The organism is candidate division WOR-3 bacterium (assembly GCA_016867815.1).
Classification (GTDB): Bacteria; Hydrothermota; Tepidihabitantia; order Tepidihabitantales; family Tepidihabitantaceae; genus UBA2258.
Window position 1 is genome coordinate 18125 of sequence record VGIR01000031.1, and the last position, 13796, is coordinate 31920.

A 13796-nucleotide genomic window follows, 5' to 3' on the forward strand; every position below is an offset into this window, starting at 1 on the left:
TCGCTCGCACTGGGACACTGGACCACTTGACCACCTTCCCGTTCTATTCTACAATCGGCCAACCGAAGGGAGACCGAATGACTTGTGAGAAGTGCGGCAAAGAGCTTCCGGAAGGCACGACAACCTGCCCGGGTTGCGCCGTGAACCCGGCACCACAGCCCGTGACGGCACCGGTCGTGGCCGACGACAGCAAAGACTGGCTTACTGCCCTGCTGCTGTCGATATTCCTCGGACAGCTCGGCGTGGACCGGTTCTACATGGGGTACATCGGCCTGGGCGTCCTGAAGTTGCTGACCGGCGGCGGGTGCGGCATCTGGTGGCTGGTGGACGTCATTCTGATAGCCACGGATGGTTTGAAGGACGCGAAGGGGAAGAAGCTACACAGGAAGTAGTGTCCGGGAGCAGACGAAGTCAGGAATCAGAGGTCCGAGTGCAGAAGGCAGAACTGCGGTTTTCCAGACCGGGAATCTTCTGGCAGGCGGTCTTGCTGCTGTCGGCGGTCATCGCCCTGGTCACAGTGCCGCCAGCGTTGGTAGAGCGGCTGCCGTCGGTTTGCCTGAACCGGCACATCTTCGGATTCTGTCCTGCCTGCGGCAGCCTGCGGGCACTGGTCCATTTGTTCCACGGCGCGCTGGGGCCGGCGCTCAGGCACAACCCGAACTGCCTGCTCACCGGGCCGGTCCTTCTCGCCCTCCTGTTCGCTCGCCTCCGGCGCGCAGCGTTGCCAGGCCGCTAACGGTCGACGGAGACGCGAAGACCGCAGCCGGGAGCTGGCCCATGGCGTCTACTTCGTCCGGCTGAATGCCGGCGACTATCGGGCTACCGAGAAGGTGGTCTTGCAGAAGTAGACGGCAGACAGGGCAGAAGAAGAAACGGCCGGCGGGCACGAGCCCGCCGGCCTCTTCCTTCCCAACCGAGCCGGTTACGGCGCTACCGGCGCGACGACGTTGAAGACGTCGGTGCGGATGGCCTGCAGCACCGCCTCGGTCAGGCCGCGAGCCTTCCACTTAGCGACCAGGATGGCCGCTTCCTTCGCCAGCGACTCGCCCGAGATGTCCTTGCGCGAAAGCGCCCACATCTCCCGGCCGAAGCAGAGATAGAACGGATAGGTGATTACGGACACACCCGCTCCATCGCAGACCTGCTTCACCTGCAGCTCCATCGCCGCGATCATCGGGTAGATTGCCGACACGCTCTGCAGCATGGCCGGCCGCTTGACGTCGAGGGTCGCCTTGATGCGAGTCGTATCGTACTTCGCATCCCAGTTGGCGATCCGTTTGCTTGGGTCTATCATGAGACCCTCCTTTCCAACCTCGGACCTTTCTGATTCGTGAGGCCTGAACTCATTCAAGCCCCTTCGCTATGTTATACGAGAAGGGGCGTCAAGTTTACAGTTGAAAGAAAACCCCGGCCGCGTGGCCGGGGCGCGACAGTATTCTCGTCCTCTAGCGCTGCTTCAGTAGCGGCTTCAAATCCTCAAACATCAAGTATCCTTCCAAGACGGGACGAAGCCTGCGCGCCATCCGCGGGTGACGGGCCAGGAAGGCGTCTAGGTCAAGGGCATTTCCTGCTTGATGCGCGTCGCAGAACTCGTTCATTGCGGCGAGTTCCTTCCTGGTGGGTCTCCGCGCCACCGGTCGGGTGGTCACACCCATGGTACTCCTCCCACAGTTCGTGGTTCTTTCGCAGAGAGAGCTTGGCCCGACGCACGGCCTCGTCCAGTTGGCGCACGGTGACATTCAAGGTCTTGGCCGCATCTTTGCGCTCGTAGCCAAACACATATCGGACCTCCATGGCGCGACTCTGAAGTGTGGGCAGTTGACCGAATGCCTTCTGAAACACATCCGCAAGCCGCTTCAATCGGTAGGTTTCTACGGGCTCTCTGTTCTTGGGTCCTGCGAGCAGATCCTCCAAGTCGTCCGTGTTCGCGGTCGCGCTGCGGTACTCGGCTGACTTTAGATGATCGACATGAAGATGATGGGCTATCCCACACAGCCATGCAAGCAGAGGTCTGGCTTCGTCGTACTGGTCCGCGTGTGCCACAGCTTGCTCCATGGCCTCGTCCGCCTGATCTTGGGCCTTGACTAGGTCCAGTCTGAACTTGCGGCATAGATATGATACGACCCTTCTTCGTAGAGAGTCGTACTCACGACTCAGTTCCTCCAGCACCCTTTCACGGATGCCGAGTTCTCTTGGCGTTGCTGCCATAGAACGCACCTCCTCATGTAGAGGGCAGGCCATGCGTTCCTTCGGGCTGCGCGTACCTTGTAGGTACGAGTTTGCAGCTAAGCCGTTACCTGCGGGGGCCTGCCGTCCGACAGGCTTCGGCTATCCATCCCTGCATTCCATTTCTGGGGTCAGCAGGGCTCGGCCCGAGGCCGACCATAGGCGGCCCCGACGCCATCCTTTCTTTGTCACCGCATCTCTGCGGACGACTGACTTCGAGAGGGTAAAGGAATGTTCACGTCACAAAGCTGCTGCACACACCTCTCTCGAGGTCACCATAGTATACGACAAAGTCGACCCGATTCACAGGGAAATCTTGAGCCTCCTTCGGATCCGTCGGCACCTCATCGCGCCAAGTCACGAGGCTATGGTCCCTTGCACCCACGTCGGCCTCGAGATAGGTCTGGCCGAAGTGGAATCACCAGCGCCGCCCCACAGCACAATAGTCCGTTCCTGCGTTTTGGGGGCATAGCTGCGTTTCCAGGAGGCTAACCCACGTACTTGTGGCGAGATCCGAGCGACTGCTATTCCTGACTTCTGGGACCCAGGCAGCGCCGCACCTTGACCCTCGGGCCTTTTGTGCTATAACTCTCGGCATGTTTGGCCGGGTCTTTCCTCCATTCAGTAGGTTGGGGCAATTCTGATGCCTCGCATCTTCGACAACATCGAGCAGCCGCTTGTAACCGCCCTGTGCGACACTCTGGCCGTCTCCGAACGCGCTGACTTCTGCGTCGGCTACTTCAACCTTCGGGGATGGAAGCAGATTGATCGCTGCATTGAGCGATGGTCCGGTGGCGAGGGTCATTGCTGTCGCCTTCTCGTGGGCATGCCCCAACACGAGAACGAGGAGTTGCGTGCTGCGCTGAGCCTTGTGGGCCGCAACGGGCTGCTCGACAATCGGACCGCGCAGCGCCTGCGCAAGGTTCTTGCCCAGGAGTTCCGTGACCAGCTAGCCGTCGGTGCGCCCACCAACGCAGATGAGGCGGGGCTACGCCGTCTGGCAGGTCAGATTCGGGCCAAGAAGGTCGTGGTCAAGCTGTTCCTCGCCAATCCGCTTCACGCCAAGCTGTACTTATTGTTCCGACCTGACCCCGTGAACCCGCGCGTCGGTTTCCTTGGTAGCAGCAACCTGACAATGGCCGGGCTGTCGAAGCAGGGCGAACTGAATGTAGACGTCATGGAGCATGACGCCACGGCCAAACTCGCCCAGTGGTTCAGTGACCGCTGGAACGACCATTGGTGCATCGACATATCCAGCGAACTTCTCGAGATCATCGAGCTGAGCTGGGCGCGCGAGGATTCGATACCACCGTACAACATCTACCTGAAGATGGCGTACCATCTCTCAGAAGAGGCGCGCGTCGGACTTCGCGACTTCCGGCTGCCGAAGATATTCGGTGACAAGCTCTTTGCCTTCCAGGTTGCCGCCGTGAAGATCGCGGCCCATCACCTGAACAAGCGCCGCGGCGTGGTAATCGCAGACGTGGTCGGACTTGGCAAGACCCTGATGGCGTCGGCTGTCGCGCGCATCTTCCAAGAGGACCCATACAACCTCGAAACGCTCATCATCTGCCCCAAGAACCTGGAACGAATGTGGGAAAGCTACCGCGAGGATTACGGCCTCATCGGCAAGGTTCTGCCGCTCAGCGTTGCCATCAAGAAGTTGCCCGACACCAAACGCTATCGGCTGGTCGTCATCGACGAGAGCCACAACCTACGCAGCGGTGAAGGCAAGACCTTCGGGGCGGTTCGCGACTACATCGAGCGCAACGACAGCCGGGTCGTGCTCCTGACCGCCACGCCTTACAACAAATCCTTTGACGACCTATACAGCCAGCTTCGGCTCTTCGTCGCGCCCGAGAAGGACATCGGCATCCGTCCGGAGGAGTACATTCGTCAGATCGGGGAGCCCGAGTTCGCTCACCGGCACCAGTGCCCGCCGCGGTCGCTTGAGGCGTTCTCGTACAGCCACGAGGCCGACGACTGGCGTGAACTGATGCGCCTCTACATGGTCAGGCGCACGCGCAGTTTCATCAAGGACAACTACGCGCAGACTGACTCAGAGACTGGCCGCAAGTATCTATCCCTCGAAGACGGATCGAAGGCCCCGTTTCCGACGCGCGTGCCAAAGACGCTCAAGTTCCCGGTCACCGACAAGAACTCAGGCGACCAGTATGCACGGATGTTCTCCGACGACGTCGTAGACACCATCAACCATTTGTTCCTGCCCCGCTACGGCCTTGGTAACTACCTGAAGCCCGACCCGCACAAGCCGCCGACCCCGGCCGAAGCGAAGGTCATAGACGATTTGAGTCGGGCCGGCAAGCGGCTCATGGGCTTCTGCCGGACCGGAATGTTCAAGCGGCTGGAATCGAGTGGCGCGTCATTTGAGCTTTCGGTCCGGCGCCACATTCTGCGTAACTACGTCTACCTGCACGCCATCGCCAATGGGCTCGACCTGCCCATCGGCACGCAGGATTCAGACCTGCTCGATACCAGAAAGAACGACGCAGATGGGGAAGTTCTGGAAATCGATGAGAACGATAATGGGCGGTCACCAGACAGCGCTGGCGACGAGGCCGCGACGCTCACAAGCGAAGCTGACTATCGGAAGCAAGCGGCTTCTGTGTACGGCGAATACCAGATTCGCGGCGGCAGGCGGTTCCGCTGGCTTCGTCCTTCCCTCTTCGGCAAGACGCTCGCGGAGGACGTGAAGGCGGATGCCGACGCACTCATGGGCGTGCTGAAGCGTTGCGGCAAATGGGACCCGACCCACGACGCCAAACTGGCCCGTCTGGAGCAACTACTAAAGAAAGACCATCCTACGGAGAAGGTTCTCGTTTTCTCGCAGTTCGCCGACACGGTGGATTACGTCACCCGGGAACTCTCTGCGCGCGGAATCAAGGCACTCGCAGGGGCTACAGGCCAATCCGACGACCCGACTGCGTTGGCATGGCGCTTCAGTCCGGTGAGCAACGATAGACGAGACAACGTCGCGCCCTCCGACGAACTCCGCGTCCTCATCGCTACCGACGTTCTGTCCGAGGGCCAGAACCTTCAGGACTGCCATGTCGTTGTGAACTTCGACCTCCCATGGGCCATCATCAGACTGGTCCAGCGGGCGGGCCGCGTTGACCGCATCGGCCAGCACGCAGAGACGATCCCCTGTTGTTCCTTCCTTCCTGCCGACGGCGTTGAGAAGATCCTCCGGCTGCGGGCCAGGGTCCGCCAGCGTCTGGACGAGAACCGCGAGGTCGTAGGCACTGATGAAGCATTCTTCGATGACGACAAGGATGACCAGTCGGTTCGCGACCTGTTTACCGAGAAGGCTGGCATCTACGACGACGAAAAGGACTCGGAAGTGGACTTGGCATCACAGGCGTTTCAGATCTGGCAGAACGCAATCAAGCAGGACCCCAAGCTTGAGAAGCTGGTGACAGAACTGCCGCCGGTTGTCTTCTCCGCCAAGGCCCATGACAAGTCGCAGGGCGGCCCAGCCGGGGTTCTGGTCTACATGAAGACCGAGGATGACTATGACGCGCTGGCCTGGATGAACCAGACCGGCGACAGCGCGTCCGAGTCCCAGCATGTCATCCTCAAGGCCGCGCAGTGTCCGCCTCAAGAGCCGGCCCTTCTTCGCGCCGAGAACCACCACGAACTGGTGCGCAAGGGCGTGGAGTTGCTGATGAAGGAAGAGCGCACCGCCGGCGGTCAACTCGGTAAGCCTTCAAGTGCTCGTCACCGTACCTATGACCGTCTGACCCGCTACGCGGCAGGAGTGAAGGGCACGCTGCTCCACACCGAAGCGCTGGCCCGGACGATCGACGCGATAATGCACTACCCATTGAGACAAGCTGCCATCGACGCGCTCAATCGACTGCTGCGCATCGACGCGCCGGACGAGGACATGGCGAAGCTCGCGGTGTCGCTCTGGGAACAGGACAAGCTCTGCCTGGTTCCTCAAGACGGCGAACCGGTTGAGCCGCGCATCATCTGCTCGCTCGGTCTAAGACCAAAGGCATAGGCAGTGAAGCTGGACAGAGCGCGGGCACGGTCTTACTTAAGGTCCTTTGACTTCCCCGGGCTCTTCACGCAGTGTCTCGGCTGGGACCAGGTCAGTGCGCCCATTTCCGTTCAGGTGGATGGACAGGACTATCAGCTCGACATGGTGGCGGACAAGCGCGGTGTCAAAGCGCTCGTGTGCGAAATCCCAGAAGGCTGCGCGTTCCCTGATTACGCCGCGCGGTGCAGAATAGATGGCCGCGTCACCCGCTATGCGCGCGAACACGTCATTATCTACGCGGACTCCGCCAAAACGCTCCAGGTCTGGCAGTGGGTCAGGCGTTCGGCGGGAATGCCGGTGGTGAGACGTGAACAACATCTTCACACCGGCCAGACTGGCGAAGCTCTGCTGCAGCGCCTGGAGGCGGTGGTCTTCACGCTTGAAGAAGAGGAATGGCTTACGACCCTGGACGTATTGGGGCGATTCGCGGCTTCCGGGGCATACGCCGGCAAGGTCACAAAGAGGTTCTACGACCAGTTCAAGGACGAGCACGCCAGGTTCCTGAAGTTCCTCAAGGGCATTCCGGATGAACACTGCCAACGCTGGTATGCGTCCGTGATGCTAGACCGGCTGATGTTCATCTACTTCATCCAGAAGAAGGGCTTCTTGGGAGACGGTGACACTGGCTACCTGAAGGCCAGGCTGGCCGAGAGCAAACAGCGAGAGAAGGACACGTTCTATCGCGAGTTCCTCTGCCCTCTGTTCTTTGACGGTCTCGCACGGAAGGACGACGACCCTAAGAAGCAGAGCCGGGCCGCGCTTCTCAGGCGGGTTCCATACCTGAACGGCGGGATATTCCTTGAACACAAGATAGAACGCGAGTGTGGCGACATCCGTATCGCGGACGCGGCGTTTGATGCCGTCTTCAGATTCTTTGAGGAATGGGACTGGACACTCGACGACCGGAAAGCTATTGAATCTGACCACGAAATCAACCCCGCCGTACTCGGCTACATCTTCGAGAAGTACATCAACGCCATCCAGCCTGGCGAACAGAAAGCCAAGGGCGCGTACTACACACAAGACGATATCACGGAGTATATCGGCCGGAACACCATAGCCCCACGTCTGCTCGACATTGCCCGGGGAAAGTGCCGAAGTAAGGCCGAGTTCGACAGAATCTGGGCTCTGCTCGCAGGAGATCCGATCAGCTACATCTTCGAGCCCGTGCGCCGGGGCGTGTTTGACGAGGGTGGTAATGTCATTCCCCAATCACGACTTCCCGATTTCGTCCAAGATGGCATGCTCGACCCCAAGACACGGATGGACGACAAGCGCTATAACCTCGGAGACGCTAAGTTCCTCAGCGACGCACGAGAGGACTTCCCGCCAGATTGTCCGCCTCAGGTGATAGCTGCTGGTAGACTCACTCTGCCGACCGAGACCTGGCGCGAATACGTAGCCCGAAGGCAACGGTGCCTGGAGCTGCGTGACAAGCTGGCCAAGAACGGAGTCCGCGAGGCCAATGACCTGATTTCCTACAATCTGGACATCCGTCAGTTCCTGCAGGACGTAATCGAGCGCTGCGAAGACCCGGAGCTCCTGGGCGCCTTCTGGCAAGCACTCAGCGACATCACCATCCTCGACCCGACCTGCGGCTCCGGCGCTTTCCTGTTTGCGGCGCTCAACATCCTGTACCCGCTGTATCTTGCCTGCTTGACGCGAATGCAGGCGTTCGTCTCGGACCTTGAATGCTGCCAGGAGAAGCGCAGCCCGAAGAAGTATGAGCATTTCAAGCAGGTTCTTGCCCAAGTCCACAAACACCCGAACGAGAGCTACTTCATCCTCAAGTCCATCGTGGTCAGGAACCTCTTCGGCGTGGACATCATGGATGAGGCAGTCGAGATCTGCAAGCTTCGGCTGTTCCTCAAGCTCATTGCACAGGTCGAGCGCGTCGAAGATATGGAACCATTGCCTGACATAGATTTCAACATCCGATGTGGTAACTCGCTGGTTGGGTACGCGGCCGAAGCACGGGTACGGGCCGCGTTCGTGCCGCAAGAAGCCAAGCGGCAGGCTCGGATAGCCTATGGCGAAGACCAGGACGCTCTTGCTAGCATCCGACTTCGGCTTGAAGACTGGCAGCAGGAGGTCGATGTTTTCCGACAGCGCCAGCTTGACGTCGACAAGTTCCAGAAGGTGCCGCAGGGGGACAAGGAGAAGGTTGCCGCGAAGCGTGACGCACTCAACGCGGAGTTGAACGTGCACCTCGCCCGCCAATACGGCGTCAAGCGACTCCCGCCTTCAGCATCATCACCCATAGCTCCTGACTCAGAATTCGGTTCGTGGCTTCTTTCTCGCAAACCCTTTCACTGGTTCGTTGAGTTCTTCGGTATCATGAAGTCCGGCGGCTTCGCAGTCATCATCGGCAACCCGCCGTATGTTGAAATCGTGGACGTTACTGCGTATAGGATGGAGGACTATGCCACGAAGGATTGCGGTGACCTCTATGCCCTGTTGCTGGAGCGGGCCTCGGATCTGGTGGCGAGGGGCGGTCGAGTAGGCATGATCGTTCCGATGAGTTGCTTCTCTGTGGATGGTTTCAAGCCTGTCCAGGCTTTGTACTACGAGAGATGTGCGCAATTGCATGTCAGCCATTGGTCCGGCGATGCTCATCCAGCCAGGCTCTTTGAGGGCGTAGACAAGAGGCTGGAGATCATATTGGCTCTTGTTGGGCGAACTGGCCCTACTTGTCGGGTGTACACATCCAAGTACTCCAAATGGTACACAGAGGAGAGGCAGGCTCTCTTCCAGCTGCGTCCCGCATATGCGGGGCTGGAGGCGAGGAAACGTATATCGTTCTTCGACGGTGCGCTGCCGAAGTTTCACACCACGTTGGAGACTTCCATCCAAGACCGCTTGAAGTCCACAAGGTTAGCCGTTGGACAACTAGCCGTTTCCAGTGGGCGGCACCATATCTATTACACGCGCAAGGTATCTTTCTTCTTTCAGTTCCTGGACTTCGTACCCGAGGTTCGTGACGGACGTGGCAGGAGACGGGACCCGTCCGAGCTGAAGACAATGTTCTTTCCGAGTGCTGATGTACGTGACCTGTGTCTGGGGTGCCTCAGTTCCTCGACATTCTACTGGTACAACATTGCGAATTCTGACTGCAGAAACCTCAACAAACGCGAAGTCTCCGCCTTCCCTGTACCTACGGTCTCCAGCAAGCAGCTTGCCGTTTCCCTGTCGCAGATCCTACGCAGGCTAATGAAAGACTATCAGTGTAACTCGACTCGTCGCACGGTCGACTACAAGGGCGTTGGGAATGTTACAGTGCAGTACTTCGACTTCCGACCATCGAAACCTATCATCGACGAGATTGACAAGATGCTGGCACCATACTACGGATTTAGGGACGAGGAATTGGACTTCATAATCAACTACGACATCAAGTACCGCATGGGCCGCAGTGCCGGAGAGGAGGAGTAGATGAACACTAGAGCGTACGGCGGCAAGGCCAGTGAGCTGATAGTGGCGGGCGAGCTTGTCCGGCGGGGCCTTGACGTCTACATGCCCACCATCGACATCAAAGGCGTTGACCTCATCGTCAGAACTGGCGGAGAGGGACGCGGCAAGTTCTACGAGGTGCAGGTCAAGAGCGTGGGCAGTTACACAAGAGTAGTTGGCCTGCAAAAGACGCGCGTCAGGCGCAAGGGGAAGAACTACTTTTTGGTCCTTCATTACCGCCTTGAGAACAGGGACGACGAGTTCTACTACCTCTCGAAACAGCAACTCCTGAGGCTGCTCCCACCCAAATCGCAGTTCGGTGACCTCGTATTCAACAGACCGGAACGAGCGAAATTCCAGAGGCAGGACCTTACAGCGCTCGCTAGGCTGCTGCGAGCGGGCAACATATGACCGCGGCGCAGTTGTGACGTTGTCAATCGCTTGGGCCGCGTAGTGGGCGCAGTGTAGGCGATGAGCGAAGGCTCGAGAGACAACGAGCTGCTGCGGGTTCGGCACTCGGTCTCGCCAGCCGACGCCGAGCTAGGCGTACGAGAGAACCGCGTAGATTGCATCGGCGCAACGAGGGTGTTGATGGAAGCAAGACTCGGGCTCTTCTGTTCCATCAAGTGCCCTGGCGAACTGATTCTGAAGCTCTTCGACCTGGCGAAGGAGCTTCGGGACAGAGAGGTCGGCGTGATTAGTGGCTTTCACGCACCGATGGACAAGGAGTGCTTCGACATCCTGCTGCGTGGCAAAGGACCGATTGCTTGGTGCCCGGCCCGCAGTATTGAAGGTATGCGCCTCAAGCCGGAGTACAGGAAAGCGATTCTTGAGAAGCGGCTCTTCATTCTCTCGCCATTCACAGAGAACAAGCGTCGTATGTCCGCACAGATGGCCGAGAGACGGAACGAGATCGTGGTCATGTTCGCGGAACGTGTTTTCATCGCCTACGCCGATCCCGGCGGCAAGACCGAACGCCTATGTGAGCTAGCCATCTCCCTCGGCAAGCCAGTATTCACCTTCGAGTCGAAGTACGCCCAGAACATCCTGGCCCTCGGCGCCAGAGTTGGCACGCTGAACGAGATCGCGGTTGTCGCGGGCCTAGCGAAGTGACCATCCGACTGATGTCCGAAGTCGGCAAGGCGATCCCGACACGGCCAATGGAGGGGTGCATGATTGACGCCACGCCACTCTTGACACCGTAGCAGTTTCCGCTAGAACTGAACGCGTAGTGGCTAGATTATCTGATCGCCATCCTCAAACCGGGGGTACCCACGCAAAGGACCTGGCAATGAGTGCGCTGCCAAACCCGGCGATGGTGATTGGTGCCATAAACCCTCCCCGAACAGAGCTCGTGTTCGCCACGGTTGGTGCGGTCGGAACCGACATGGACCTCGTATGCGCAGCGGTCTCTGAAGCACTGGAAAGCGTCGGATACGAGTCGAAGATCATCAAGCTGAGTCAGCTGATGCATGACATCTCGGTCGAGCCTTGGTCAAAGCTGGCCAACCATGGACACGAGGACGAACGCTGCGATGCCCACATGACTGCGGGAGACGATCTTCGGGAGGCGATGTGCCGAGGAGATGCCTTGGCTCTACTCGCCGTGGAGGCGATAGGCGATCGAAGATGCAGGATCACGGGCGATGACCAGAGTCCAAGAGAGGGATGCGCATACATACTGAGCTCGCTCAAGCACCCTGTCGAGGTTGCGACCCTCAGATCAGTCTATGGTGCAGGCTTCTTCTTGATAGGAGTCTATTCTACTAGGGAGAAGCGGCTGAAGGACTTGGCCACAAAGATCGCTGACTCATACCACTCGAACCGCCCAGAGGATTTCATGGAGGCGGCCCAACGCCTGAACAAGAGGGACGAGTCCGAGAGCCTTGAGTACGGACAGAACGTAAGGGACACATTCCCGCTGGCAGACATCTTCGTCTGTGCGACCGACACCGGACGGCTGAAAGCATCTCTTGCTCGATACGTCCAGATGATCTTTGGCCATCCGTACCACTCGCCCACCAAGGACGAGTACGCGATGTTCCATGCGCAGGCAGCGGCTCTACGTTCCGCCTCGATGTCCAGACAAGTGGGTGCTGCCATAGCAGACGCGAACGGGGATATCGTCGCAGTTGGCACCAATGAGGTGCCGCGGGCTGGCGGCGGATTGTACTGGTGCGACGGCGACAAAGACCACCGCGATTTCGCCCAGGGCCGGGATGTTGGCGCTCGCATGAAGCAGAACACACTCGCTGAGTTGCTTCAGTTGCTCTCGCAGCAAGGTTGGCTTCGGAGCAACAAGAAGGTTGCTGAGGTGGTGGCAGGGCTCGTCGAAGGGGGACCTGGTGTCGCCATGCCGGAGTGGATGAAGGGCATTCAACTTCAAGGCGTCATCGAGTTTGGTCGATGCGAACATGCGGAAATGGCAGCCCTGCTTGACGCCGCTCGCAGGGGTGTGCCGGTGAATCGTGCGACACTTTACTGCACAACATTCCCGTGCCATGATTGTGCACGTCACATTGTGACGGCTGGAGTTAGGAAGGTTGTCTACATCCAGCCTTACCCCAAGAGCTTGGCGCTCGAATTGCACAATGACGCGATTGTTCTTGACCCGCCGGAGGAAATGGCAAACCATGTGAACTTCATGCCCTTTGTCGGGGTCGCTCCACGACGGTACATCGACGTCTTCGATTTCGGGGATATCGAACGCAAGACCAAGGAAGGCCTAGCAGTGAAATGGAGTGGTGCGAGGGCGATTCCTCGGTTCCGTCCTACCCCGCTTTACTACTTGCCCACAGAGGGGCAGTGTGTTATTCTTCTAAAGAAGCTGATGTCTGATCTGTACTTACGGAAAAGGCCGCGCCGAAAAGGAGGCAAATAGTGTCGGAGAAGATGGACAAAGGATGGATCCAGCGAGGGTTCGTGAGAGCCACTGAAGATACGCAGAAGTGGCCCCAGTGGATGCTTAGGGAAGCTGGGTTGAGCCCGTCGGCTGAGCCGTCCTGCCAAGACTCTCACCACAGCCACAGCAGATCCCGTCCCGTTATACCCGAACCATCGCCGAAGTAGCTCATAGTATTCTATATGATCAAGGAGGGCGCATGCCCTCCTTGCTCTTCAACGGAATATGCAGATGGATTCGCCTCATCAGAGCGTTGCCAGCCCGAGTATCTGCACAGTGATTGCCGCAAGCACATCGGCGCTGCACCCGTAGCACTCCCATCGCTCGATGGCGTCGGAGACCTGGATGCGCAGGGATTCGCTGGAGTAGCCACGGCAGAGTTTGTCCACGTGCAGGCCGAAGCTGGGGCTTGTATGAGGTCCGGTTCCAGCTTCTTCCGCCCGTCGATTCTACAACGCTGTAGAATCGCGCGGGAGCGGGCGTTCGGGCTTATGTGTTCTAGGCTTCAGGCGTTAGGCTTGAGGTTGGCGAAATGACACCCCCGCCTGGGGGACGGCCCTCCGGACAGAATACAGAACAGAGTAGACAGGAGACAGGATGACTGTCTCGGACACTGTTTCGGGGAGTCCTTCGTCCCTTGTCCGGAGGGGAGCCAGACCGGGAGTTCGAGGGCTTGTGTGCCGGAGAGCAGGGGACGCAGTTTGCCGGTCTGCAGTCCGGGTTCCTCTGCAGTGAACTCGGGCGTTTGCGGCCCGGACTGCCGCCGAGACAGCCGTCGAGGTTGAGTCCGGGTCAGTCTCCCGACTTGCCTGCCGTTCCATTCCCCGACCTGTCTCAGACGCCGGCCCGCCATCCCTTGAGGATCGGCTGTGGCGTGGGACTTCGCACAAACCCAGAGAACCCAGAGTTCAGAGACCAGAATCCAGAATGCAGAATTGCAGGACCGGTAGGCAGATACGGCTGCCACAACATATGGTATGAGGTCGAATCCAGACCACAATTCTGTCACCGGGGGGATGACCCGGGACTATTTCGGGGACACAATACTTAATTCTCTTGACCTCGAGAGGGCGAGGCCGTAGACTGAGGCATGGCGAGAATCGCGCGTGTGGTGGCGGCAGAAGTTCCGCATCACGTGGTCCAGCGCGGGAACCG

General features: G+C 59.0%; 8 protein-coding genes and 1 pseudogene. 7 read left to right on the top strand and 2 right to left on the bottom strand.

Annotated features, from left to right (window positions below; genetic code table 11):
- The first annotated feature begins 77 nt into the window (after positions 1-77).
- Both FJY68_06490 and FJY68_06495 read left to right on the top strand, forming a co-directional pair.
- Positions 78-392: a TM2 domain-containing protein gene (locus tag FJY68_06490; protein MBM3331486.1), complete on the top strand. Its 315-nt coding sequence runs from the start codon at positions 78-80 to the stop codon at positions 390-392.
- Positions 305-736, top strand: a complete 432-nt coding sequence (locus FJY68_06495; protein MBM3331487.1) for a DUF2752 domain-containing protein — start codon at positions 305-307, stop codon at positions 734-736. The genes FJY68_06490 and FJY68_06495 overlap by 88 nt, the downstream gene beginning before the upstream one ends.
- Before the next feature lie 186 nt (positions 737-922).
- Here the strand turns inward: FJY68_06495 and FJY68_06500 are convergent, their stop codons facing one another.
- Both FJY68_06500 and FJY68_06505 read right to left on the bottom strand, forming a co-directional pair.
- On the bottom strand, positions 923-1294 hold the full coding sequence (locus tag FJY68_06500) for a hypothetical protein (GenBank protein ID MBM3331488.1): 372 nt from the start codon (positions 1292-1294) through the stop codon (positions 923-925).
- A 260-nt stretch (positions 1295-1554) separates the two neighbouring features.
- Positions 1555-2241: an RNA polymerase sigma factor gene (locus FJY68_06505; protein MBM3331489.1), complete on the bottom strand. Its 687-nt coding sequence runs from the start codon at positions 2239-2241 to the stop codon at positions 1555-1557.
- A 628-nt stretch (positions 2242-2869) separates the two neighbouring features.
- Between FJY68_06505 and FJY68_06510 the strand changes: the two genes are divergently transcribed.
- The 5 genes and pseudogenes from FJY68_06510 (at position 2870) to FJY68_06530 (ending at position 12620) form a co-directional block, all read left to right on the top strand.
- Positions 2870-6250: an NgoFVII family restriction endonuclease gene (locus tag FJY68_06510; protein ID MBM3331490.1), complete on the top strand. Its 3381-nt coding sequence runs from the start codon at positions 2870-2872 to the stop codon at positions 6248-6250.
- Positions 6251-6253: 3 nt separating this feature from the next.
- Positions 6254-8863: pseudogene (locus tag FJY68_06515) on the top strand (SAM-dependent methyltransferase).
- Positions 8864-9721: 858 nt separating this feature from the next.
- Positions 9722-10150, top strand: coding sequence for a hypothetical protein (locus FJY68_06520; protein MBM3331491.1), 429 nt, complete (start codon positions 9722-9724; stop codon positions 10148-10150).
- A gap of 60 nt (positions 10151-10210) precedes the next feature.
- A complete protein-coding gene (locus FJY68_06525) occupies positions 10211-10852 on the top strand; it encodes a hypothetical protein (GenBank protein ID MBM3331492.1) in 642 nt (213 codons plus the stop codon).
- A gap of 118 nt (positions 10853-10970) precedes the next feature.
- Positions 10971-12620, top strand: a complete 1650-nt coding sequence (locus tag FJY68_06530) for a hypothetical protein (GenBank protein MBM3331493.1) — start codon at positions 10971-10973, stop codon at positions 12618-12620.
- The last annotated feature ends 1176 nt before the right edge of the window (positions 12621-13796 follow it).

Excerpts from the sequence above, each read along its gene's own strand:
- FJY68_06490 (MBM3331486.1), top strand. The coding sequence starts at position 78 with ATGACTTGTGAGAAGTGCGGCAAAGAGCTTCCGGAAGGCACGACAACC.
- FJY68_06505 (MBM3331489.1), bottom strand. The coding sequence starts at position 2,241 with ATGGCCTGCCCTCTACATGAGGAGGTGCGTTCTATGGCAGCAACGCCA.
- FJY68_06500 (MBM3331488.1), bottom strand. The coding sequence starts at position 1,294 with ATGATAGACCCAAGCAAACGGATCGCCAACTGGGATGCGAAGTACGAT.
- FJY68_06510 (MBM3331490.1), top strand. The coding sequence starts at position 2,870 with ATGCCTCGCATCTTCGACAACATCGAGCAGCCGCTTGTAACCGCCCTG.
- FJY68_06520 (MBM3331491.1), top strand. The coding sequence starts at position 9,722 with ATGAACACTAGAGCGTACGGCGGCAAGGCCAGTGAGCTGATAGTGGCG.
- FJY68_06525 (MBM3331492.1), top strand. The coding sequence starts at position 10,211 with ATGAGCGAAGGCTCGAGAGACAACGAGCTGCTGCGGGTTCGGCACTCG.